Origin of the sequence: Shinella pollutisoli (assembly GCF_024609765.1) — a bacterium.
Classification (GTDB): domain Bacteria; phylum Pseudomonadota; class Alphaproteobacteria; order Rhizobiales; family Rhizobiaceae; genus Shinella; species Shinella pollutisoli.
Genome location: NZ_JANFDG010000040.1, coordinates 14261 through 37065, shown reverse-complemented (window position 1 = coordinate 37065; position 22805 = coordinate 14261). Strand labels below are relative to the sequence as shown.

The window sequence follows — 22805 nt, the reverse complement described above, 5'->3', positions numbered from 1 at the left end:
CCTCAACGCAAGAATGAGAGACCATCTCACAAAAACGCTTGCGGCCTAACACCGTTGCTTTTTTCATGCGGGCTCGATGTCTGTCAGCACGAAGTCGTCGCCCTTGTAGAGGAGCGGCACGCCGAGGCGCTTCGCCGCCGCGTAGGCGAAGCAGTCGCCGAAATTGAGCCCGGCGGGATGGCGGCCCTTGCCGAAGCGCTGGTAGGCGTCGACGGCCGCCGCCGCGAGGTCTCCTTCCATCGCCATGATCGTGATGCCGAGAGAGTGGATATAGGCCTGTACCTCCTGCAGCGCCGCGTTCGGATCGAGGCGGGAAATGCGGGCATAGGCGACGGCCGCTTCCCATAGCGCCATGGGCGACGTCGTCCTCGACCGGGCGGCCATGAGGCGCGCCGAGAGCGAGACGGCATCGCTCTCGTTCGTCATCATCGCGACGATGGCGGAGGCGTCGACGAACATCAGTCGTCTTCGTAGAGGCTGTCGATGAAGGCCTTGTCCGCCGGCGGGCCGACCGGCGGGTATTTCTCGCCGAGGGCGCGGGTCATCGCGAGCGCCTTCTCCACCAGCGTCGGCTCCGCGCTCTCTCGTTCGAGCTCGTGCGCCAGCGCCTGGCGCACGGCCTCGGTCTTGGTGACCTTGCGGAGCGTGGAGAGCTTTTCCGCGAGGCGGTCGACTTCCGGGTCCTTGACGTAGAGCGGCACGATATATCCCTCTTTCTATGCGGTATATATACCATGCCGGAACGGATGTGTCAGCCCTTCACCGCGTCGGGATGCGCAGCGGCGAAGGCGGGAAGCGCCCGGCACGTCTCGGCGATCCGGCGCACGCGGGAAAGGCCGGCGATGTCGGCCTCCCAGCGCCCGGCATTGTAGACCTGCGGCACGAGGCAGAAGTCGGCCATGGTCGGCGTCTCGCCGTGGCAGAAGGTGCCCGTCGCCGGATGGTCGAGCATCGCCTCGACGGCTCGCAGCCCCTCGCCGATGAACTTTTTCATCCAGGCCGCCCGTGTTCCGTCGCCGCCGCCGGCGAGCGCCACGACGTGGTCGACGACGCCGAGGTTGCAGACGGCGTGGATCTCCATGGCGATGGCCTGCGCGAGTGCGCGCACCCGCTGCCGGCCGGCCGCATCCTCCGGCAGGAAACGCGCCTGCGGGCGCGTCTCGGTAAGGTACTCGATGATCGACAGCGACTGCGTCAGCATCAGCCCGTCGATCGCAAGCGCCGGCACGAGGCCCTGCGGGTTGCGGGCGCGGTGCTCCGCCGCCCGGTGGCTGCCGCCGAGGAGGTCGACGGGTACGCGGCGATGGGCAAGGCCGAGGCTTTCCAGCGCGATGCGCACGCGGTAGCTGGCGGAGGAGCGCCAGTAGTCGAAGAGGACGATCTCCGTCATGGCCACCTTACGCGGTCCCGAGGGGCTTAACGGTCTGCTCGATCGCGCCGAAGATCGAATGGCCGGTCTTGTCCTTCATCTCGATGCGCACGGTGTCGCCGAAAGCGAGGAACGGCGTGTTCGGCGCGCCCATCTCGATCGTCTCGACCATGCGCTGCTCGGCGATGCAGGAATAGCCGATGCCGCCGGCCGCAGCCGGCCGGCCCGGCCCGCCGTTCTCCCTGTTCGACACGGTGCCGGAGCCGACGATCGAGCCGGCGGCGAGCGGCCTCGTCTTCGCCGCATGGGCGACCAGCCGGCCGAAGTCGAAGGTCATGTCGGTGCCGGCATCCGCGCGGCCGAAGGTCTTGCCGTTCAGCGAGACGAGGAGCGGCAGATGCAGCCTTCCGCCGTCCCAGGCCTCGCCCAGCTCGTCCGGCGTGACCGCGACCGGCGAGAAGGCGGAAGCCGGCTTCGACTGGAAGAAGCCGAAACCCTTGGCGAGCTCGGCCGGGACGAGGTTGCGCAGCGACACGTCGTTGACGAGCAGGACGAGCCGGATCGCGGAGCGCGCCTCCTCCTCGCTCGCTCCCATCGGCACGTCGTCGACGATGACGGCGACCTCGCCCTCCATGTCGATGCCCCAAGCTTCATCCGCGGCGATAATGGGATCGCGGGGGCCGAGGAAGCCGTCCGAGCCGCCCTGGTACATCAGCGGGTCGGTGTAGAAACTCTCCGGCACCTCCGCCCCGCGCGCCCGGCGCACCAGTTCGACGTGGTTGATATAGGCCGAGCCGTCCGCCCACTGGTAGGCGCGCGGCAGCGGCGAGGCGGCGTCGTGCTCGTGGAAGCGGATCGCCGGCTGCGAGCCGGTCTCCAGCCCCTCGGCGACGCGGGCGAGCCGCGGGCCGGCATGCGCCCAGTCGTCGAGCGCCGCCTGCAGCGTGCGGGCGATGTGGCCCACCTCCGAGCAGCGCGTCAGGTCCCTCGATACCACCACCAGACGGCCGTCCCGCGTGGAATCCTTCAATGTCGCCAGTTTCAATGCCGTGCCTCCCGATCTTGTTTGTGAGCCTGCGGATGTGCCATCCTCCGGCCGTTTACCCCTGCCCTCTTGCGGTGCGCCGCATCCTTCCAGGAAATTCCGCCTTGAACCGTACGGTCCTGAACCCTCTGCTGATCGCCGCCTTCGCCATCGGCGCAACCGCCGTCGTCCTTTATACGATGGGTCAGCCGCTGATCTGCAAGTGCGGATATGTGAAACTCTGGCACGGGGTCGTGGTTTCCTCGGAAAATTCGCAGCATCTCTCCGACTGGTACACGCCGAGCCACATCATCCACGGCATCCTGTTCTTCGGCCTGTTCCGGCTCCTCCTGCCGCGCGCGAGCCTCAACGTCCGGCTGGCGCTGTCGCTCGTCGTCGAATGTGCCTGGGAGATCGTCGAGAACACCGATGCGATCATCAACCGCTACCGCGAATCGACGATCTCGCTCGACTATTTCGGCGACAGCGTCATTAATTCGAGTGCCGACATCCTCGCCATGGTCGTCGGCTTCTTCCTCGCCGCGCGCCTGCCCGTCTGGGCGAGCGTGGCCATCATCGTCGTCTTCGAGGCGCTGACGACCTGGCTCATCCGCGACGGGCTCGCCCTCAACATCCTGATGCTCGCCTGGCCGGTCGAGGCGGTGAAGGTCTGGCAGGGCGGCTGAGAAGTTTACCGCGGTCAACGGATGCCCGGCGTGCCGTCGAACTTCCGCTCCAGCCCGTCCCAGCAGTCGAGATAGTCCTCCTGCAGCGTCTCCAGCTCCGCGGCGAAGCGCGTGAGCTGCTGGGGAAAGCGCGTCTCGAACATGAAGGCCATCGTCTCGTCGAGCTTCACCGGCTTCAGCTCGGCGTTCGTCGCCTTCTCGAAGCCGGTCGCGTCCGGGCCGTGCGGCAGCATCATGTTGTGCAGGCTCATGCCGCCGGGCACGAAGCCCTTCTCCTTGGCGTCGTAGCGGCCGTGGATCAGACCCATGAACTCGCTCATGATGTTGCGGTGATACCAGGGCGGACGGAACGTGTGCTCGGCCACCAGCCAGCGCGGCGGGAAGATCACGAAGTCGACATTCGCCGTCCCCTCTTCGCCCGACGGCGCCGTCAGCACGGTGAAGATCGACGGATCGGGATGGTCGAACAGGATCGCGCCGACGGGCGAGAAGGTCCTCAGATCGTATTTGAACGGCGTGTAGTTGCCGTGCCAGGCGACGACGTCGAGCGGCGAATGGCCGATCTCGGTGACGTAGAAGCGGCCGCACCATTTGACGTGGACCCGGCAGGGCGTCTCCTTGTCCTCGTAGGCGGCGACCGGCGTCTTGAAGTCGCGCGGGTTGGCGAGGCAGTTGGCGCCGATCGGCCCGCGGTCCGGCAGGGTGAACTTCGCGCCGTAGTTCTCGCAGACATAGCCGCGCCAGAGAGGCCCCTCGCCCAGTCGCGAGATCTTGACCATCATGCCGCGCGGGATGAGGCAGATTTCCAGCGGCGCCACGTCCATGATGCCCATCTCGGTGAAGACGCGGATCGCGCCCACCTGCGGCACCACCAGCAGCTCGCCGTCGGCATTGAAGAAATAGTCGTCCTCCATGTCGGTGTCGAAGGCATAGGCGTGCGCGGCCATGCCAGTCTGCGTCAGCACGTCGCCCGCCGTCGTCATGGTGCGGATGCCTTCGAGGAAATTGCAGCGCTCGGCCGGCGCCGGCAGCGGCCCCCAGCGCAGCTGGCCGAGCGGCAGCGAATGGTCGTCGAGGCAGGGCGCGGTCTTCCAGTGCGGCAGGCTCGCGTTCGAGAAGCGGCGGGTGTGACGCACGCTCGGACGGATGCGGTAGAGCCAGGAGCGCTCGTTGGTGCCGCGCGGCGCGGTGAAGGGCGAGCCGGAAAGCTGCTCGGCATAGAGGCCGTAGTTGCATTTCTGCGGGCTGTTCTGGCCCTGCGGCAGCGCGCCGGGCAGGCTCTCCGTCTCGAAATCGTTGCCGAAGCCCGGCATGTAGGCGAGTGGCGTTCCCTGGGTCATGGCTTGCTCCTCCTCCTCGAAACTGCCATATCCGGATGGTTGCAGGCGTAACCATCCATTTTGTAACCATCAAGGCCGGACCATGGACTTCGACCTGGAGGCATTCCTGCCCTATCGGCTCAACCGGGCGGCCGAATGCGTGAGCCTGCGGTTCGCCGCCGAATACCGGGGCCGCTACGACATGACCCGGCCGGAATGGCGCACGCTCGCGGCCCTCGGCGCCAAGGGCCGGATGACGGCCACCGAGATCGGCGCCCATTCCGCCATGCACAAGACCAAGGTGAGCCGTGCGGTCCGGGCGCTGGAGGAGCGGCGCTGGCTGAGGCGGCAGGTGGACGAGGCCGACCGCCGCATCGAGCATCTGGAACTGACGGCCGCCGGCCGGCGCATCCACGCCGAGATGGTGGTGCTCGCGCGCCGCTACGAGGAGGAACTGGCGACCCTTCTCGGCGATGGCATCCGTGCGCTGGAGGCAGGCCTTTCGGCCGTCGAAACGGCCATGATCGGCAGGCGGCCGGCCTGACCCTTCACACGGATGAATCGCTCCGGCCGGATCGATTCAGGACTTTCATTGGACGCCGATTCCGGCTGGCGGCAGAATCGGGCCATGACCGTCCCGATCGTCTTCCGCCGCATCGACGCCCGGCGCAACATGGCGCGTTTCTACATCCTCTCGCTGGAGCCGGCGCTGTTCGGCGAGGTCGCGGTGCTGCGGCATTGGGGACGGATCGGTACGCGCGGCCGGCAGGCCTCGACGCTGCACGCGACGATGACGGAAGCGCGCCTCGCGCTCGAACGGCAGGCAGCGCGGCGGTTGAGGCGAGGCTATGTCGAGGTGGCGGAAAGAATCGGATAGAAGAAGGCGTGCCGGCCCGCCGATCCGGTTGACGAGGTTTACCACGGTAAACTGCTGGAAAGCCAAGCTTTTGCGTTAACCTTTCGTTAACCATAAATGCCTTGCCCCTTTGCCAGAATCGGTTCTAAATGCGGTTTAAACGGCCGGATGGGCTTGAAATCGCATTTTGAGATTCTCGATATGAATATGGCGGCAATGTTCGGACAGGCGATCTCCGAGGTCGATCAGCTGATCATCGGTCAGGCGCACGAGCTGTCCGACAAGCTGAAGCAGCACCGGCTGGAGATGTTCCCGCCGACGGCGCAGAAGACGCTGCGGCAGTTCCAGCTGAGCGAGGCGGCGCATTTCCTCGGCGTGACGAGCGGCTACCTGCGCAACCTGTCGCTGGAAGGCAAGGGGCCGCTGCCGCAGGTCACGCCCTCGGGGCGGCGCTCCTACACGGCCGAGCAGCTCCTGGAGATGCGCGCCTACCTGGAACAGAACGGCCGCGGCGGCCAGCGCTACGTGCCGCGCCGGCGCGGGCGCGAGCACCTGCAGGTCATCGCCGTCGTCAACTTCAAGGGCGGCTCCGGCAAGACGACGACCACGGCGCATCTCGCCCAGCACCTCGCACTCACCGGCCACCGGGTGCTCGCGGTCGATCTCGACCCGCAGGCGAGCCTTTCGGCGATCCACGGCTTCCAGCCCGAGTTCGACGTCGAGGAGAACGGCACGCTTTATGCGGCGATCCGCTACGACGAGCACCGCCGGCCGCTGAGGGAGGTCATCCGCAAGACGAACTTCCCGGGCCTCGACCTCGTGCCCGGCAATCTCGAGCTGATGGAGTTCGAGCACGACACGCCGCGCATCCTCGCCCAGGGCAATGCCGGCGACTACGGCCGCGTCTTCTTCGCCCGGCTCGACGAGGCGCTTGCGTCCGTCGCCGACGACTACGACGTGGTGGTGATCGACTGCCCGCCGCAGCTCGGCTTCCTGACGATGAGCGCGATCTGCGGCGCCACCGCCGCGCTCATCACCGTGCATCCGCAGATGCTCGACGTCATGTCCATGTGCCAGTTCCTGCAGATGCTCGGCGAGGTACTGAACACGCTGAAGGGGGCCGGGGGCAACATGAACCTCGACTGGCTGCGCTATCTCGTGACGCGCTACGACCCTTCCGACGGGCCGCAGACCCAGATGGTCGCTTTCATGCGCTCGATGTTCAAGCAGCACGTGCTGACCAACCCGATGCTGCGCAGCGTCGCCATCTCCGATGCCGCGCTCACCAACCAGACGCTCTACGAGGTCGACCGCAGCCAGTTCACCCGCGCGACCTATGACCGGGCCTTCGAATCCATGGATGCGGTCAATGCCGAGATCACCGACCTCATCCACAAGGCATGGGGGCGTTGACGATGGCGCGCAAGAATGTCCTTTCCAGCCTCATGGAGCCGTCCGGCGATAAGTTGACCGCGGTAAACCCGCCGCAGGCGGAGACCGCCGGGCAGGGGCGTCAGCCGCTCACCTACAAGGGCATCGGCGCGCTCGGCGCCGTGACGCGCAGCATCGATGCGCTCGCCGCCAAGGCGGACGCCGCGCGCGAGATCGAGGCGAAGCTGACGGCCGGCGAGGTCGTCGTCGAGCTCCAGCCCGAGGAGATCGAGGACTCCTTCGTCTCCGACCGGCTCGTCCATTCCGACGAGCAGTTCCGGGAGCTGGTGGAGGCGATCCGGGTGAGGGGGCAGGATTCGCCGATCCTCGTGCGTCCGCATCCCGCCAGGGAAGGCCTCTACCAGATCGCCTTCGGCCATCGCCGCGCCAAGGCCGCGCGCCTGCTCGGCCGGCCGGTCCGCGCGGTGGTGAAGAAACTCTCCGACCGCGACCACGTCATCGCCCAGGGGCAGGAGAACAGCGCCCGCGCCGACCTTGCCTTCATCGAGCGGGCGACCTTCGCCGGCGAGCTGGAGGCGCGCGGCTTCGATCGCGAGACGATCATGGCGGCGCTCAGCGCCGACAAGACAACCGTCTCGAAGATGCTGTCGGTGGTGAACCGTATCCCGAAGGCGGTGATGGCCGGAATCGGCCCGGCGCTCGCCGTCGGCCGCGACCGCTGGCACGAGCTGTCGACGCGCTTCGACGACGACGCGGCGGAGGCGAGGGCGCTGGACTTCCTCGCCCGCGAGCGCATTCAGGCAAGGACGCCCGAGGACCGCTTCGAGCTTCTGGCCAGCCATCTGGCGCGCGACGCCGCGTCGAAGGCCGAAAAGGCCGCCGTCGGCCAGGAATGGGCGCGCGACGACGTGCGCGCCAGCATCCGGAGCAGCGGGCGCGGCTACACGATCGCGCTCAAGGCCGCCGAGGCCGCCGCCTTCGGCGCCTATATCACGCAAAACCTGGATCGCCTCTACGAGGCGTTCCGGGCGGAACGGCAGGACGAAACAGGAGATTGAACCGCAAAAGAAAAAGGCCCCCTCAACGTTACCGTCGCGGAAGCCCTTCTCATCGTTTAGCAGCTTGAGAATCGCACTTCCCCGAATCACAGTCAAGAGCCTTTGGCACCGGTTTCGGTGATGGGTCCTCTTTTGCCTCGATGAAGGTGAAGAGACATGGAGATCGCAGGTGTAACGGCGCCCTTCGGGCGGCGGGCGGTGTCGCTCGGCATGCTGGCAAGCCAGGCGCTGGCCCGGACGGTCGCGCCGGAGGCGCGCGCCGACAAGTGGAAACTCTACCGCGCCCTGTGCGAGGCGCGGGCGAAGCTCGGCATCAGCGACCGGGCGCTGTCCGTGCTGAACGCGCTGATGAGCTTCTATCCGAAGAGCGAGCTTGCCGGCGACGAGCCGCTGGTGGTGTTCCCGTCGAACGCCCAGCTTTCGCTGCGCACGCACGGCATGGCGGAGACGACGCTGCGCCGGCATCTGGCGGCCCTGGTCGAGGCGGGACTGCTTCTACGCCGCGACAGCCCCAACGGCAAGCGCTACGCCCGCAGGGACGGGGAGGGCGCGATCGACGAGGCCTTCGGCTTCTCGCTCGCGCCGCTCCTTGCCCGCGCCGGCGAGATCGAGACGCTCGCGGCCGAGGTGACAGCGGAACGGCTCCTCCTGCAGCGGCTGCGCGAGCGGCTGACGCTGGTGCGTCGTGACATCGCCAAACTGATCGCGACGGGCCTGGAAGAGGACGGCGCTCCCGAATGGCTCGATTTCGAGGCCGAATACCGCGGTCTCATGCGCGGCCTGCCGCGGGTTGCGACCGGCGACAATCTCCGCGACCTGCTGGCACGGCTCGAAGCGTTGCGCGAGCTGATCGTCAACCGGCTGGAAAGATTCGCATTTTCGCAGAATCGAGACGGCAATGCCGACCAAAACGGTCGGCACATACAGAATTCAAACACCAACCCCCCAATTGAACTTGAACCACGCTTCGAAACGAAGCCGGGCGGCGAGGTCGCGGTCCGGCCGGGATCGGCGGAGGAAAGGCAGCCGCAAGGGAGGGGGAGGGGAGAGGCCGGCGGTCAATCGGCGGTAAAACCCTATCCGCTCGCCCTCGTCCTCCAGGCCTGCCCGGAAATCGTCGCCTTCGGGCCGGGCGGCGAGGTCCGCAGCTGGCGCGACCTGATGACGGCGGCCGTCGTGGTGCGCTCCATGCTCGGTGTCAGCCCCTCGGCCTACGAGGAGGCCTGTGCGGTGCTCGGTCCGGAAAGCGCGGCCACCGTGATCGCCTGCATCCTCGAGCGGGCGGGACACATCAACTCGGCCGGCGGCTACCTGCGCGATCTCACGCGACGGGCCGAACGCGGCGAATTCTCGCTCGGCCCGATGCTGATGTCGCTGGCGCGCGCCCGCGGCCTGCCGGAGCGGCGGACGGGATGAGATCCTGCATTTCTCCGGTTGCGCGGCCGGGGCCGATCCTGTTGACTGGCTGCCCGCGATCGAGCGCCGGGCGGAAGGGGTGAAAGAGCATGGCCGTCGAAGCCGTTTCCCATGCGAGCGAGGCCGTCGCCCACGGCGGCGTCGATCTCGTGCCGATCGTCGTCCTGCTTGCCGCGGCCGTTATCGCCGTGCCCCTGTTCAAGCGGCTCGGCCTCGGCTCGGTTCTCGGATATCTCGTCGCGGGTCTCGCCATCGGGCCGTTCGGTTTCGGCTTCTTCTCCGATCCGCAATCGATCCTGCACGTCGCCGAGCTCGGCGTCGTCCTGTTCCTCTTCGTCATCGGCCTGGAAATGCAGCCGGCGCGGCTCTGGGCGATGCGCGGGGAGATTTTCGTCCTCGGCCTGATCCAGGTGGCCGTCTGCATCGCGCTTCTGAGCGGCGTGGGCCTCGCGCTCGGCTATCCGCTGCCGCAGAGCTTCGTCGCAGGAACCGGCTTCGTGCTGACCTCGACGGCGATCGTCATGCAGATGCTGGAGGAACGCCACGCGCTGGCGGCGCCGAAGGGACGGCGGATCATCGCCATCCTGCTCCTGGAGGACCTGGCGATCGTGCCGCTCCTGGCGCTCGTCGCCTTCCTCGCGCCGGGCGGCGAGAGCGTGACGCCCGCCGAGCGCCTGACCGGCATCGCCGTCGGTCTCGGCTCCATCCTCGCGCTGGTGCTCGCCGGGCGCTACCTGCTCGATCCGCTGTTCCGCATCCTTGGCCGGGTGCGGGCGCGCGAGGTGATGACGGCGGCCGCGCTGTTCGTCGTGCTGGGCGCCGGGCTCGCCATGCAGCTCGGCGGCCTTTCGATGGCGATGGGCGCCTTCCTCGCCGGCGTGCTCCTGTCGGAATCCTCCTTCCGGCATCAGCTGGAGGCGGATATCGAGCCCTTCCGCGGCATCCTGCTCGGCCTGTTCTTCCTCGGCGTCGGCATGGCGCTCGACCTCGCGGTGATCGCGGCGAACTGGCCGCTGATCGCCGTCGCGGTCGTCGCCTACATGGTGCTGAAGACGCTTGCGATCTTCGCGGTCGCGCGGCTTCTCGGCAGCGGAACGGCGGAGGCGCTGGAACGCGCGGTGCTGATGGCGCAGGGCGGCGAGTTCGCCTTCGTGCTCTATGCGGCGGCCGCCGCCGTCGGCATCATCGACGGCGAGGCCAACGCGATCCTGACGGCGACCGTCATCGTCTCCATGGCGCTGACGCCGCTGATGGTGATCCTGCACGACCGGCTGGCGCCGAAGCCCGTCCCGTCGATGGAAGGCGTGGAGGCGGCGGAGAACCTCAGCGCCAGCGTGCTGCTGATCGGCTTCGGCCGCGTCGGCCAGATCGTCAGCCAGCCGCTGCTGGGCAATGCCTGCTCGGTGACGATCATCGAGACTGACACGGAAGCGATCCGCGATGCGCGCGACTTCGGCTTCAAGGTCCATTACGGCGACGGGGCGCGGCTCGACATCCTGCATGCGGCCGGCGCTCCTTCCGCACGGCTGATCATCGTCGCCATCGACGACCGCGAGGCGAGCCTGAAGATCGTCGAGCTCGTCAAGGCGGAGTTCCCGCTGGTGCCGGTGCTGGCGCGGGCCTTCGACCGCGGCCATGCGATGGAGCTGATCCACGCCGGCGTCGACTGGCAGATGCGCGAGACCTTCGAGTCGGCACTCGCCATCGGCGAGAAGGCGCTTGCCATGCTGAATGTGGAGGTAGAGGAGCGCGCGCGCATCCTCGAGGACATCCGCCGCCGCGACGCCGATCGCTTCGCCGTCGGCATCACGGAAGGCATCTATGCCGGCCGCGACCTCCTGCACGGCAATGCGCCGCGCCGGCCGAGCCCCGGAACGTCGTGATCAGCCGGCGAGGATGACGCGAACGCCCGCCGTCTTCAGCGCGGCCGCCACGTCGCGCGGCGGCGCCTTGTCGGTGACGAGGTCGGAGATCGCGGCGAGATCGCAAACGCGCACGAGACCCTGCCGGCCGAACTTCGAGTGGTCGGTGATGACGACCGTGCGCTTGCCGCACGAGACGACGGCGCGCGCGAATTCCGCCTCCTCCAGGTCGTAGTCCATCACGCCGATCGCGGCGTCGATCGCACCGGTCGAGATGATGGCATGGGTCACGGTGAAGTGGCTGATGAACTCGATCGCCGAGATGCCGAAGGCCGCGCCGTTGTCGCTGCGAAGCTCGCCGCCGGCCATGTAGACGCGATTGCCGTTGACGGTCGAGAGCGTGCGGGCGATGTCGGAGGAATTGGTGACGACGGTAAGCCGGCGGTGACCGAGAAGCTCGCGGGCGAGGAAGCTCGTCGTCGTGCCGGTGTCGAGCATGATCGAATCGCCGTCGCGGATCGTGGCGGCCGTGGCCACCGCGATCGCCTTCTTCGCCGCGCTGTTCTCGCGCATGCGCTTCTCGAAGGGTGCCTCGCCGATGACGGATGGCAGCGCCACGGCGCCGTGCATCTTCACCACGGTCCCGCTTTCCGTCAGCGGCCGGATGTCGCGCCTGACCGTTTCCAGCGAGACGTCCAGCTTGCGCGCGAGATCGGAGATCGTCACCGTGCCGTCCTGCTGGAGAAGCCGCAGAATGTCGTTGTGCCGCTTGGAATGGTTCATGTCCGCCTGCCCGCCTTTGCCCCTCCGCTGTCATAATCGCCGCGGCGCCGTCTGGCAAGGAAAGCCGCATAATCGGTCATAAAAACAGAAAAAGCCACATATCAGGATTGACAGCCGCTTTCATACCGCGTGAGATTGGCGCACGGCCGGCGCGCAAGCATCAGATAACCACAACAGGGAACGGCGTCCGGTTCGGCATCACACGGCATCGACCTCATACGTGCGACCGGGAGAACACGCATGTTCAAGACATTCCGCCTGTCCCAGACGCTTGCCGCGACGCTCTGCCTGTCCGCCGCGCTCGCGACCACGCCTGCCTTTTCGCAGGAATCGACCGATCCGATCAAGCTCACGCTGCACGACTGGACCGGGCAGCTCATCACCACGGAGATCATGGGCGAGGTCCTGAAGAAGGCCGGCTATTCCGTCGAATATGTCCAGGCCGACTATCTCGCGCAGTTCGCCGGCCTCGAAAGCGGCGACCTGCACGTCGCCATGGAGATGTGGGAGACGACCGGCCGCGACGCCATGGACGCGGCGACGGCCACCGGCAAGGTCGAGAATTTCGGCGAGACCGGCATGCAGGCCAAGGAAGAATGGTGGTATCCCGAATACATGAAGGAGAAGTGCCCCGGCCTTCCCAACTGGGAGGCGCTGAAGAGCGAGGCCTGCGCGGAGGCTTTCTCCATCCCCGAGACCGCGCCGAAGGGCCGCTATCTCGGCGGTCCCGTCACCTGGGGTGGCTTCGACGACGAGCGCGTCGAGGCGCTGGAGCTGCCCTTCGAGGTGATCCATGCCGGCACGGACGCGGCTCTCTTCGCCGAGCTCGAAAGCGCCTACCAGCGCCAGGCGCCGATCCTGCTCTGGATCTACGCGCCGCACTGGGCGCCGGCGAAATACAAGGGCGAGTGGGTCGAGTTCCCGCCCTATTCCAAGGAATGCTACGAGGACCCGGCGGCCGGCCTGAACCCGGATGCGGCCTATGACTGCGGCAAGCCCTTCGGCCCGATCTGGAAGGTCGGCTGGGCCGGCGTCAAGGACAAGTGGCCGGGCGCCTATGCCGCGATCAAGGCCTTCACCGTCGACAACGACGAGATGGGCGCGATGATCACCAAGGTCGACCTCGAAGGCCAGAAGATCTCCGACGTCGTCGCGGAATGGATGACGGCGAACGAGGCCCGCTGGTCGGAATGGATCAAGAAGTAGACGCGAGACCTTCGGCCCGCCCCGCGGCGGGCCGATCCTCCCGCAACGCGACCGGAACGACGATGGCCTCCGATCAACCGAAACTCGTCTGCCGCGGCATCTGGAAGATTTTCGGTGCGGGCGGCAAGGGGCTGCTTGCGCCGGACGGCGGCCGGCCGAGCGGGGCGGACCTGCGCGCGGCCGGCGCCGTCGGCGCGGTGCGCGACGTCAATATCGAGGTCCATGCCGGCGAGATCTTCGTCATCATGGGGCTCTCGGGCTCGGGGAAATCGACGCTGGTGCGCTGCCTGTCGCGTCTCATCGAGCCGACGGCCGGCGACATCCTCTTCAACGGCGAGAACCTGCTCGCCGCGAGCGAGGCGCGGATGATCGAGATCCGCCGCCACAGCATGGGCATGGTGTTCCAGCACTTCGCGCTGCTGCCGCACCTGACGGTGATCGGCAACGTCGCCTTCCCGCTGGAGATCCAGGGGATCGACCGGGCAAGGCGCGAGGAGCGGGCGCGGCGCATGATCGAGCTCGTCGGGCTCGCCGGCAAGGAGCACGTCTTCCCGCGCGAATTGTCCGGCGGCCAGCAGCAGCGCGTCGGCATCGCCCGCTCGCTTGCCGTCGAGCCGGAGCTGTGGTTCCTCGACGAGCCCTTCTCCGCCCTCGACCCGCTGATCCGCCGCGAGATGCAGGACGAGTTCCTGCGCCTGCAATCGGTATTGAAGAAGACCATCGTCTTCATCACCCACGACTTCGACGAGGCGATCCGGCTCGCCGACCGCATCGCCATCATGAAGGACGGCGAGATCGTCCAGGCCGGCACGCCGGAGGACCTCGTGCTCAGTCCGGCGACCCCCTACGTCGCCGAGTTCACCCGCAGCGTCGCCCGCGCCAAGGTCGTCAAGGTCGCCTCGCTGATGCGTGGGCTCGACGGGGCCGCGCCAAAAATCTCGATTAGCGACCGTGCTGCGGTGGCGGAGGCCGCACCGCTCTTCGCGAACGGCGCGGATACGCTTGCCGTGACGGACGGGGAGGGGAGGGCGGTCGGCCTCCTCGACCGCGCCGCCGTCGTCGACGTGATGATGCGGGGCTGACGGCATGGGCGCCTCCTTCCCCTTCCTCCAGCCCGTCTCGACGCCGCTGCCGGAGCGCGCGGGACAGAGAGCGGTGCGCGCCCGCTGGCTCTGGCCGGCGGCGCTCCTCGCCTTCGTGCTCTTCTGGCAGTTCGCGAAACCCGTCGCCAAATGGGCCTTCGTCTATCCCTCCGCCTGGGAGCTGCCGGCGGCGCGCTGGATCGGCCGGGCGACGAAATGGCTGCAGGACGAGGCGACCTTCGGCCTCTTCACCTTCACCGACCTCACCCGCTTCGTCGCCGCGGTCATCGACCTGCCCTATCGCGCCGTGCTGAGCCTGCTCTCGACCGGGCTCCTCTCGGGGCAGGGGTCGAGCGCGGTGCAGCAGCTGCCGCCGCTCTCGTGGTTGGCGGTGCTCGCCATCGTCGCGCTCATCGGCCATCACGCCGGCGGCCTGCGGCTTGCGGCGCTGGTGACGGCCTGCTTCGGCTTCCTCGTGCTCTTCGGCCAGTGGACGAGCGCCATGGTGACGCTCGCCTCGATCGTCGTCGCGGTGCCGATCGGCGTCGTCGTCGGCCTCGTCCTCGGGCTTGCCGCCTTTCGCTGGCCGCCGTTCGAGCGGGCGCTGGTGCCGGTGCTCGATCTCATGCAGACGATCCCGGTCTTCGCCTATCTCGTGCCGGTGCTGGTCTTCTTCGGCTTCGGCCCGACGGCGGCCATCGTCGCGACGCTGATCTACGCGCTGCCGCCGATGGCGCGCGTCACCATCCTGGCGCTGCGCTCCGTGCCCTCGGAGATCCGCGACCTCGGCAACATGGTCGGCTGCAGCCGGCGGCAGATGACCTGGCGGGTGATGATCCCGTCGGCCAAGGACAGCCTGATGGTCGGCGTCAACCAGGTCATCATGCTCTCGCTGAACATGGTGATCATCGCCTCGATGATCGGTGCGGGCGGCCTCGGCTTCGACGTGCTGGCAGCGCTGCGCCGCCTCGACATCGGCGCGGGGCTGGAGGCGGGGCTCGCCATCGTCGCGCTCGCCGTCGCCCTCGACCGGCTGAGCCAGGCCTATGCCGAGAAGGCCGGCCAGCCCGCGGCGCTTGCGCCCTCGGGCACCGGCCTCGTCGCCCGTCATCCCTATCTGGTCGCGGCCCTTGCCGTCGTCATCGTCACCTTCCTCGCGGGGCTTGCGGTTCCGGCGGCGCAGGTCTTTCCGGAAGGTTGGCAGGTCTCCACCGGCGCGTTCTGGTCGGAGGTCGTGCGCTGGATCAACGTCAATTTCTTCGATGCGCTGGAGGCGATCCGCAACGCCATCCTGCTCAACCTGCTCGTGCCGCTGAAGCGCCTGCTCGGCGGTCTGCCCTGGTCCGGCGTCGTCCTCATGCTGGCGCTCGCCGGCTACCGGCTCGGAGGCCTGCGGCTCGCGACCCTCGTCGGCGTACTGGCGCTGCTGATCGCGGTCACGGGGCAATGGGAGAAGGCGACGATCACCGTCTATCTCTGCGGCGTCTCGGTCGTCTTCGCAGCATTGATCGGCATCCCGCTCGGCATCCTCGCCGCGGAGCGGGAACGACTGTGGCGCTGGCTGCAGCTCGTCATCGACACGCTGCAGACGCTGCCCTCCTTCGTCTACCTGATGCCGGTCGTCATGCTGTTTAGGGTCGGCGACTTCACGGCGATGATCGCCGTCGTCGCCTATGCCGTCGCGCCCGCCATCCGCTACACCGTGCTCGGCCTGCAGCGCGTCGATCCGCGCGTCGTCGAGGCCGGCCGCGCGATGGGCTGCACGCGCTTGCAGATCCTCACCAAGATCAAGCTGAAGCTGGCGCTGCCGGAGATCATGCTCGGCCTCAACCAGACGATCATGTTCGCGCTGTCGATGCTGGTGATCACCGCGCTCGTCGGCACCCGCGACCTCGGCCAGGAGGTCTATATCGCGCTCACCAAGGCGGATACGGGCCGCGGCCTCATCGCCGGCCTTTCCGTCGCCTTCATCGCCATCATCGCCGACCGGCTGATCTCCGCCGGCGCGCGCCGCATCCGCGAGAGGGTCAGCTGACATGGAAGACCGCATCCGTGCCCTGCCGTGCTGGAACGGTGTAATCGAGATCGCCCCGCTCAAGGGCGGCATCAGCAACGAGAGCTATCTGGTGACGGATGCGGCCGGCCGGCATGTGGTGCGTTTCGGCCGCGATTATCCCTTCCACCACGTCTTTCGCGAGCGGGAGATCATGACGGCGCGGGCGGCGCATGCGGCGGGCTTCGGCCCGGAGGTGCGCTATGCCGAGCCGGGCCTCATGGTCTCGGCGTTCCTCGGCGCCAAGACCTATGACGGCGGCGACGTCGCCGCCTCCCGCCGCCGGGTGGCCAAGCTGCTCCGCCGTTTCCACACCGAGATGCCGGGGGAGGTGAGCGGCGCCGCCTTCCTGTTCTGGCCGTTCCATGTGGTGCGCGACTATGCCCGCACGCTCGCGGCCGGCGGCAGCCGCATGATCCCGCACCTGCCCGGATACCTCGCGCTCGCCGACGAGCTGGAGGCCGCGCAGGCGCCGTTGCCCATCGTCTTCGGCCACAACGACCTCCTGCCGCCCAATATCCTCGACGACGGCGAGCGGCTGTGGCTGATCGACTTCGAATATGCCGGCTTCTCCACCGCCATGTTCGACCTCGCCGGCGCCGCCTCCAATGCCGGGCTGACGCCGGAGGAGGCCGACGATTTCCTCAATGCCTATTTCGGCGGCCCGCCCGATCCGGCGATCCTCCGCTCGCATGCCGCCATGCAATGCGCCTCGCTTCTGCGCGAGGCGATGTGGAGCATGGTCTCGGAACTCTATCTCACCGCCCCCGGCGCCGACTATGTCGGCTACACGGCGGAGAACCTCCAGCGGCTGGAGCAGGCGCTCGACCACTACCGAACGAAATACGGGAAACACGCCAAATGACCCTGCCCTCCCACGCTGAGATCGTCGTCATCGGCGGCGGCATCATCGGCTGCTCGACGGCCTACCATCTCGCCCGCGACCACAAGGTGGACGTCATCCTCCTGGAGCAGGGCACGCTCACCTCGGGCTCGACCTGGCATGCGGCGGGCCTCGTCGGCCAGCTGCGTTCTTCCGCCTCGATCACCCGCGTGCTGAAATATTCCGTCGAGCTCTATAAGGGGCTGGAGGCCGAGACGGGTCTTGCCACCGGCTGGAAGATGACGGGCTGCCTGCGGCTCGCCACCAATGCCGACCGCTGGACGGAGTTCCGGCGCCTCGCCACCACGGCGAAGAGCTTCGGCATGGACATGCACCTGATCACGCCCGCCGAGGTGAAGGCGATGTGGCCGCTGATGACCGTCGACGATCTCGTCGGCGCGAGCTGGCTTCCGACCGATGGGCAGGCGAGCCCTTCCGATATCACCCAGTCGCTGGCGAAGGGCGCCCGTATGCACGGCGCGCGTATCGTCGAGAACGTCCGCGTCACCGGCTTCGAGATGGAGGGCAACCGCATCCGCCGCGTGCGCACGACGCTCGGCGATATCGCTTGCGACAAGGTCGTCAACTGCGCCGGGCAATGGGCGCGACAGGTGGGGGCGATGGCCGGCATCAACGTGCCGCTGCAGCCGGTGAAGCACCAGTATATCATCACCGAGAAGATCCCGGGCCTGAGCCCCGACGCGCCGACGATCCGCGATCCGGACCGGCGCACCTATTTCAAGGAGGAGGTCGGCGGGCTGGTGATGGGCGGCTACGAGCCGAACCCGCAGCCCTGGACCACCGGCGACGTGCCGGACGACTGGGCCTACCGGCTGTTCGACGACGATTTCGACCATTTCGAGCAGCACATGGGCGCGGCGATCGCCCGCGTGCCGGCCCTGGAGACGGTCGGCGTCAAGCAGATGATCAACGGGCCGGAGAGCTTTACGCCGGACGGCAACTTCATCCTCGGCGTCGCGCCGGAATGCGCCAACATGTTCGTCGGCGCCGGCTTCAACGCCTTCGGCATCGCGTCCGGGGGAGGGGCCGGCTGGGTGCTCGCGCAATGGGTGGTCGACGGCGAGGCGCCGCTCGATCTCTGGGTGGTCGACATCCGCCGCTTCTCCGGCATGCACCGCGACCGGCAATGGGTGCTGGAGCGCACGCTGGAGGCCTACGGCAAGCACTACACCGTCGCCTTCCCGCACGAGGAATACGAAAGCGGCCGCCCGCGCGTCGTCTCGCCGCTCTACGAGCGGCTGAAGGCGCATGGCGCGGTGTTCGGCTCCAAGCTCGGCTGGGAGCGGCCGAACTGGTTCGCGCCCGAAGGCACGGAGGCGAGGGACGTCTATTCGATGGGCCGGCAGAACTGGTTTGCCGCCGTCGGCGACGAGCACCGCCATGTGCGCGAGGCGGTCGGCATCTTCGACCAGTCCTCCTTCGCCAAATACGAGATGACCGGGCCGGATACGCTGAAGGCGCTCGACTGGATCTGCGCGAACGACGTGAGCAAGCCGGCCGGCCGGCTCACCTATACCCAGCTCCTCAACAGCCGCGGCGGCATCGAGTCCGACCTGACGGTCGCGCGGCTTGCCGAGGACCGCTTCTATATCGTCACCGGCACGGGCTTCCGCACCCACGACCTCGGCTGGATCGCCGACCACATCCCCGCCGGCCTCGACGTGACGCTCCGCGACGTGACGGAGGATTTCGGCACGCTCTCGCTGATGGGGCCGAAGGCGCGCGACGTGCTCGCCGCCACCACCGACGCCGATGTCTCAAACGCCGGCTTCCCCTTCGGCCATGTGCGGGAGATCGACATCGCCGGCGAGACGGTGCGGGCGCTGCGCGTCACCTATGTCGGCGAGCTCGGCTGGGAGCTGCATGTGCCGATTGCCGCCATCGGTACGGTCTTCGACGCGCTGATGGCGACCGGAAAGCCCTCCGGCATCCGCCCCGTCGGCTACCGGGCGCTGGAATCGCTGCGGCTCGAAAAGGGCTATCGCGCCTGGGGCTCCGACATCACGCCGAACGACACGCCCTTCGAAGCGGGGCTCGGCTGGGCGGTGAAGCTGCGCAAGAACACCGATTTCCTCGGCCGCCGCGCGCTGGAGACCCTGCAGGGCACGCCGCGGGCGAAAGCCTTCGCCGGCTTCACCGTCGATGATCCCGACATCGTCCTCCTCGGACGCGAGACGATTCTCCGCAACGGCGAGCCGGTCGGCTATCTCACGAGCGGCGGCTACGGCTACACGGTCGGCCGCAACGTCGGCTACGGCTATGTCCGCCATGCCGGCGGCGTGGACGAGGCCTTCCTGGCGGAGGGCGACTACGAGCTGGTCGTCGCCATGGAGCGCACGCCCGCGCGCATCCACCTCGCCCCGCTCTACGATCCCGCCGGCGAGCGCGTGAAGGCCTGAGCGTCGATAATACTTGATGATAATAGTCAAGTTTGATACTGGGCGCTGACATAGCGCCTCTTGCCGTGCGCCGGCGAAGGTGGTGGACTCGCAAACGATACACGATCTTGCCTGCGGGAGGGACGGTCCGATGAGACGCCGGCTTGAGGAGGAAATCCGCTTTCTTCCGCGCATGCAGAGCGACGCTCACGGCTTCACCGTCGTCGAGGAGCTGCGCTGGCGCCGCTGGGGCGGGGTGGTGGTCGACGCGTGGCATGTGGATTGCAGCGCGGATGCGCACGGCACCTACCTCTCGCCCGATCCGCGCCTCTTCGCCATCCTCGACATGACGGGCGGCGGGGTCTTCGAGCTTTCCGATCCCGCCGGCGGCATGCCGGTCCGTCACGAGCGCGCGCTCTCGATGGCCTATATCCCCGCCGGCGTGACGGTATGCAGCCGCGCGCGGGGGATCCGGACGCTGCGGCACCTCGACATCCACCTGCCCGAATCGGCGCTGATCCGCCGCTTCGGCAAGGCGCTGGATCCCGATCGGCTCAGCGCCCCCCGGCTCTTCTTCGAGGATGCGCGGCTCGCGGCGATCGTCTCGCTCCTCGCCGAGGAATGCGCGGGCGAGGAACCCTATGACGACCGCTACGGCGAGGGGCTCGTCGATGCGCTGCTGACCGCGCTCTTTTCGGTGCGGCCGGAGAAGCAGAAGCCGCGTCCCTCCCTGTCGCGGGGCCAGCTCGCCCTCAGCCTCGACTATATCGACGCCCATTGCTTCGAGACGATCCGGCTGCACGATCTCGCCGCCCAACTCGGCCTGTCCGAGACCTATTTCAGCCATGCCTTCAAGGCCTCGACCGGCATTCCGCCGTCGCGCTGGCAGATGGAGGCGCGTATCCGCAAGATCAAGGAACTGCTCTGCAGGGAGAGCGCCACGCTCGCCGAGATCGCCGTTTCCACCGGCTTTTCCGACCAGGCGCACCTGACGCGCACCTTCAAGCGGCTGGTCGGCCTCACCCCGTCGCAGTGGCGACGCAACGGCGCCGGCTGACGCAGTGTGGCGATTCTGCATCAGTGGCCGCACGCCGCCGGAGAGGGACCAAAACCCGACAATCGGCACCAAGATCGTACAAGCCCGGCCAAGAAAAGTTGATGTAGATAGTCATGTATTGGGCCCGAGATCAGGTCGGGCCGGGTTTTGGGGTGACACATGGCTTATATCTCGTCTCGCGCATCGGTTCTCGCCGGCGCCGTTTCCTCGCTGGCGCTTCTCCTGCCGCACGCGGTCGCGGCGCAGGAGGAATCGACGACCCAGCTTCAGGCCGTCGTCGTCGAGGGGCAGGGAGAGGGTGAGGCCTCGGCCGGTAGCGGCATCGGCCCGGTGAAGGGCGTCGTCGCCAAGGATACCCGCCTCGGCGCCAAGACCGCGACGGACGTGACGGCGATCCCGCAGGCCGTCTCGGTCATCGGCCGCGAAGAGATGGACGCCCAGGGCGTGCAGAAGGCGGACGAGGCGCTGCGCTACACGTCCGGCGTCTTCACCCAGCCCTTCGGGACCGACAGCGACACGAACTGGATGTTCATCCGCGGCTTCCAGGCGACGGCGGCGGGCACCTATCTTGACGGCCTGCAGCTCTACAGCTTCGCCTTCGGCGCCTTCTACATCGACTCGTTCGGGCTCGAGCGCGTCGAGGTGCTGAAGGGCGCGGCCTCCGTGCTCTACGGCGGCACCAATCCGGGCGGCATGGTCAACTATGTCAGCAAGCGGCCGGTCTTCGAGACGAAGCGCACCGTGGAGGCCGGCATCAACGACGCCGGCAACGCCTATCTCGGCTTCGACGTGAACGACCTTGCCGACGACGCGGTCGCCTATCGCATCAACGGGCGCATCGCTGGCGGCGACACCTACAGCGACTTCCAGGACGGCTGGCGCGGCTTCGTCTCGCCGAGCATCACCTGGAAGCCGGACGAGGGGACGAGCCTCACCCTGCTCGGCAACTACAGCCATATCGACGAGAGCCACGGCGGCGGCGGCTTCCTGCCCTACGAGGGCACAGTGGTCGACCGCGTCGTCGGCGGCGTGAACTACGGGCGCATCCGCCCCGATTTCAACGCGACGGAACCGGGCGTCGACAGCTACGAGCGCGAGCAGGGTTCCATCGGCTACGAGTTCGAGCACACATTCGACAACGACTGGACGGTGCGCTCGAGCCTGCGCTACGGCGCCGCCGACATCCGCGAGACGAACCTCTATCCGTCCGGCTGGGCGACGGCCGACGAGCTGACGCGTATCGACTGGACGCACCATTCGCGCATCTCCTCGCTGCTCGCCGACAACCAGATCGAGGGCAAGGTCGAGACCGGCGACGTCGAGCACACGATCCTCGCCGGCATCGACTACAAGTACTACAACATCGACCACGTGCAGGCCTCGTCCGTCTTCGGCTCCACGCCGACGATCAACCCCTTCGATCCGGACTACGGCCAGCCGCTGACGCCGCGGCTCACCTATACCGACCAGGACCTGACGCTGAAGAGCATCGGCCTCTATGCGCAGGACCAGATCCGGTTCGGCGACGGCTGGCTCGTAACGCTGAACGGCCGCTACGACCGCTACACGCTGGAAACGATCGACGGGCCGACGGACTATGTCGCGGCGACCACGCGCAACGAGCGCTCCGGCGGCGCCCTGTCCGGCCGCGCCGGCCTCGCCTACGAGTTCGACAACGGCCTCACGCCCTATGCCAGCGCGGCGACCTTCTTCAACCCGCAGGTCGGCACGCTCGCCAACGGCGACCTGTTCGAGCCGGAGGAGGGCACGCAATACGAGGTCGGCATCAAGTACCGCCCGACCTTCGTCGACGGCCTCTTCACCGTGGCGCTGTTCGACCTGACGCGCGAGAACGTGGCGGTCGCCCATCCGACCATTCCCTTCGCGCAGACCCAGACCGGCGAGGTCCGCTCGCGCGGCGTCGAGCTGGAAGGCAAGGTCAACGTCACCGAGGACTTCCGGGTGACGGCGGCGCTGACGGCGCTCGACCTCGAGATCACCAGGGACACGGACCCGACCGTGGTCGGCAAGACCCCGTTCATCGTGCCGGACGTCATGGCCTCCGCCTCGGCGGAATACACGCTGAGGGGCGACGGCTGGTACGACGGCGTCACGATCGGCGGCGGCGTGCGCTATCTCGGCTCCTCCTGGGCCGACAACCAGAACACGCGGAAGGTTCCGTCGGCGACGCTGGCGGACGCCAAGATCGGCTACAAGAAGGACAACTGGGGCATCGACTTCAACGTGACGAACCTCTTCGACAAGACCTACGTCTCGAGCTGCCAGGGCGTCGACGTGTGCAGCTACGGCGAAGGCCGCACGTTCAAGCTGAAGGCCCACGTGACCTGGTGACCGCATCC

The 22805-nt window shown here is 67.7% G+C and carries 20 protein-coding genes; 14 read left to right on the top strand and 6 right to left on the bottom strand.

Features of this window, described 5'->3' with window-relative positions; all coding sequences use genetic code 11:
- Positions 1–63: 63 nt before the first annotated feature.
- Genes NNZ72_RS23515 through NNZ72_RS23500 form a run of 4 tightly spaced genes read right to left on the bottom strand, consistent with a single transcriptional unit; the run spans position 64 to position 2414 of the window.
- Positions 64–459, bottom strand: a complete 396-nt coding sequence (locus NNZ72_RS23515; RefSeq protein WP_257318125.1) for a type II toxin-antitoxin system VapC family toxin — start codon at positions 457–459, stop codon at positions 64–66.
- Complete coding sequence (locus tag NNZ72_RS23510) at positions 459–701, bottom strand: type II toxin-antitoxin system VapB family antitoxin (RefSeq protein ID WP_257318124.1); 243 nt, start codon at positions 699–701, stop codon at positions 459–461. The genes NNZ72_RS23515 and NNZ72_RS23510 overlap by 1 nt, the downstream gene beginning before the upstream one ends.
- Positions 702–751: 50 nt before the next feature.
- Positions 752–1390, bottom strand: a complete 639-nt coding sequence (gene maiA / locus NNZ72_RS23505) for a maleylacetoacetate isomerase (RefSeq protein WP_257318123.1) — start codon at positions 1388–1390, stop codon at positions 752–754.
- Between the two features lie 7 nt (positions 1391–1397).
- Positions 1398–2414 carry a fumarylacetoacetate hydrolase family protein gene (locus tag NNZ72_RS23500; protein ID WP_257318122.1) on the bottom strand — a complete coding sequence of 339 codons (1017 nt, stop codon included), beginning with the start codon at positions 2412–2414 and terminating at the stop codon, positions 1398–1400.
- A 104-nt stretch (positions 2415–2518) separates the two neighbouring features.
- Between NNZ72_RS23500 and NNZ72_RS23495 the strand changes: the two genes are divergently transcribed.
- A complete protein-coding gene (locus tag NNZ72_RS23495; RefSeq protein ID WP_257318121.1) occupies positions 2519–3079 on the top strand; it encodes a DUF2585 domain-containing protein in 561 nt (186 codons plus the stop codon).
- A gap of 14 nt (positions 3080–3093) precedes the next feature.
- Here the strand turns inward: NNZ72_RS23495 and hmgA are convergent, their stop codons facing one another.
- The gene (gene hmgA, locus NNZ72_RS23490) at positions 3094–4419 is read right to left on the bottom strand and encodes a homogentisate 1,2-dioxygenase (RefSeq protein ID WP_257318120.1); all 1326 of its coding nucleotides are present in this window, start codon (positions 4417–4419) and stop codon (positions 3094–3096) included.
- Positions 4420–4501: 82 nt separating this feature from the next.
- On the opposite strand from hmgA, the gene NNZ72_RS23485 reads away from it, so the two are divergent.
- The 6 genes from NNZ72_RS23485 (at position 4502) to NNZ72_RS23460 (ending at position 11003) form a co-directional block, all read left to right on the top strand.
- On the top strand, positions 4502–4942 hold the full coding sequence (locus NNZ72_RS23485) for a MarR family winged helix-turn-helix transcriptional regulator (RefSeq protein WP_257318119.1): 441 nt from the start codon (positions 4502–4504) through the stop codon (positions 4940–4942).
- Positions 4943–5026: 84 nt separating this feature from the next.
- Complete coding sequence (locus NNZ72_RS23480) at positions 5027–5275, top strand: WGR domain-containing protein (protein ID WP_257318118.1); 249 nt, start codon at positions 5027–5029, stop codon at positions 5273–5275.
- Between the two features lie 186 nt (positions 5276–5461).
- The gene (gene repA / locus NNZ72_RS23475; RefSeq protein ID WP_371747816.1) at positions 5462–6667 is read left to right on the top strand and encodes a plasmid partitioning protein RepA; all 1206 of its coding nucleotides are present in this window, start codon (positions 5462–5464) and stop codon (positions 6665–6667) included.
- 2 nt (positions 6668–6669) lie between these two features.
- Positions 6670–7704: a plasmid partitioning protein RepB gene (gene repB, locus NNZ72_RS23470; RefSeq protein WP_257318116.1), complete on the top strand. Its 1035-nt coding sequence runs from the start codon at positions 6670–6672 to the stop codon at positions 7702–7704.
- Between the two features lie 156 nt (positions 7705–7860).
- Entirely contained in the window at positions 7861–9120 is a 1260-nt protein-coding gene (repC, locus tag NNZ72_RS23465) for a plasmid replication protein RepC (RefSeq protein WP_257318115.1), read from the top strand.
- 89 nt (positions 9121–9209) lie between these two features.
- Positions 9210–11003, top strand: coding sequence for a monovalent cation:proton antiporter-2 (CPA2) family protein (locus NNZ72_RS23460; protein ID WP_257318114.1), 1794 nt, complete (start codon positions 9210–9212; stop codon positions 11001–11003).
- Here NNZ72_RS23460 and NNZ72_RS23455 read toward each other — a convergent pair whose 3' ends face one another.
- Entirely contained in the window at positions 11004–11765 is a 762-nt protein-coding gene (locus NNZ72_RS23455; RefSeq protein WP_257318113.1) for a DeoR/GlpR family DNA-binding transcription regulator, read from the bottom strand.
- A 240-nt stretch (positions 11766–12005) separates the two neighbouring features.
- Between NNZ72_RS23455 and NNZ72_RS23450 the strand changes: the two genes are divergently transcribed.
- From NNZ72_RS23450 to NNZ72_RS23420, 7 genes are all read left to right on the top strand, one after another.
- Positions 12006–12971 (top strand): ABC transporter substrate-binding protein, encoded by a 966-nt coding sequence (locus NNZ72_RS23450; protein ID WP_257318112.1) that lies wholly within the window; start codon positions 12006–12008, stop codon positions 12969–12971.
- 62 nt (positions 12972–13033) lie between these two features.
- Positions 13034–14053, top strand: a complete 1020-nt coding sequence (locus NNZ72_RS23445; protein WP_257318111.1) for a quaternary amine ABC transporter ATP-binding protein — start codon at positions 13034–13036, stop codon at positions 14051–14053.
- 4 nt (positions 14054–14057) lie between these two features.
- Positions 14058–16088: an ABC transporter permease gene (locus NNZ72_RS23440; RefSeq protein WP_257318110.1), complete on the top strand. Its 2031-nt coding sequence runs from the start codon at positions 14058–14060 to the stop codon at positions 16086–16088.
- 1 nt (position 16089) lies between these two features.
- Positions 16090–16971, top strand: a complete 882-nt coding sequence (locus NNZ72_RS23435; RefSeq protein WP_257318109.1) for a choline/ethanolamine kinase family protein — start codon at positions 16090–16092, stop codon at positions 16969–16971.
- Positions 16968–19409, top strand: a complete 2442-nt coding sequence (locus NNZ72_RS23430; protein WP_257318108.1) for a GcvT family protein — start codon at positions 16968–16970, stop codon at positions 19407–19409. The genes NNZ72_RS23435 and NNZ72_RS23430 overlap by 4 nt, the downstream gene beginning before the upstream one ends.
- Positions 19410–19539: 130 nt before the next feature.
- Positions 19540–20445 carry a helix-turn-helix domain-containing protein gene (locus NNZ72_RS23425; protein WP_257318107.1) on the top strand — a complete coding sequence of 302 codons (906 nt, stop codon included), beginning with the start codon at positions 19540–19542 and terminating at the stop codon, positions 20443–20445.
- Between the two features lie 159 nt (positions 20446–20604).
- On the top strand, positions 20605–22797 hold the full coding sequence (locus tag NNZ72_RS23420) for a TonB-dependent siderophore receptor (RefSeq protein WP_257318106.1): 2193 nt from the start codon (positions 20605–20607) through the stop codon (positions 22795–22797).
- Positions 22798–22805: the final 8 nt, after the last annotated feature.

Coding starts and splice junctions, on each gene's coding strand:
- NNZ72_RS23515 (WP_257318125.1), bottom strand. CDS start 459: ATGTTCGTCGACGCCTCCGCCATCGTCGCGATGATGACGAACGAGAGC.
- maiA (WP_257318123.1), bottom strand. CDS start 1,390: ATGACGGAGATCGTCCTCTTCGACTACTGGCGCTCCTCCGCCAGCTAC.
- hmgA (WP_257318120.1), bottom strand. CDS start 4,419: ATGACCCAGGGAACGCCACTCGCCTACATGCCGGGCTTCGGCAACGAT.
- NNZ72_RS23485 (WP_257318119.1), top strand. CDS start 4,502: ATGGACTTCGACCTGGAGGCATTCCTGCCCTATCGGCTCAACCGGGCG.
- NNZ72_RS23480 (WP_257318118.1), top strand. CDS start 5,027: ATGACCGTCCCGATCGTCTTCCGCCGCATCGACGCCCGGCGCAACATG.
- repA (WP_371747816.1), top strand. CDS start 5,462: ATGGCGGCAATGTTCGGACAGGCGATCTCCGAGGTCGATCAGCTGATC.
- repB (WP_257318116.1), top strand. CDS start 6,670: ATGGCGCGCAAGAATGTCCTTTCCAGCCTCATGGAGCCGTCCGGCGAT.
- repC (WP_257318115.1), top strand. CDS start 7,861: ATGGAGATCGCAGGTGTAACGGCGCCCTTCGGGCGGCGGGCGGTGTCG.
- NNZ72_RS23460 (WP_257318114.1), top strand. CDS start 9,210: ATGGCCGTCGAAGCCGTTTCCCATGCGAGCGAGGCCGTCGCCCACGGC.
- NNZ72_RS23455 (WP_257318113.1), bottom strand. CDS start 11,765: ATGAACCATTCCAAGCGGCACAACGACATTCTGCGGCTTCTCCAGCAG.
- NNZ72_RS23450 (WP_257318112.1), top strand. CDS start 12,006: ATGTTCAAGACATTCCGCCTGTCCCAGACGCTTGCCGCGACGCTCTGC.
- NNZ72_RS23445 (WP_257318111.1), top strand. CDS start 13,034: ATGGCCTCCGATCAACCGAAACTCGTCTGCCGCGGCATCTGGAAGATT.
- NNZ72_RS23440 (WP_257318110.1), top strand. CDS start 14,058: ATGGGCGCCTCCTTCCCCTTCCTCCAGCCCGTCTCGACGCCGCTGCCG.
- NNZ72_RS23435 (WP_257318109.1), top strand. CDS start 16,090: ATGGAAGACCGCATCCGTGCCCTGCCGTGCTGGAACGGTGTAATCGAG.
- NNZ72_RS23430 (WP_257318108.1), top strand. CDS start 16,968: ATGACCCTGCCCTCCCACGCTGAGATCGTCGTCATCGGCGGCGGCATC.
- NNZ72_RS23425 (WP_257318107.1), top strand. CDS start 19,540: ATGAGACGCCGGCTTGAGGAGGAAATCCGCTTTCTTCCGCGCATGCAG.
- NNZ72_RS23420 (WP_257318106.1), top strand. CDS start 20,605: ATGGCTTATATCTCGTCTCGCGCATCGGTTCTCGCCGGCGCCGTTTCC.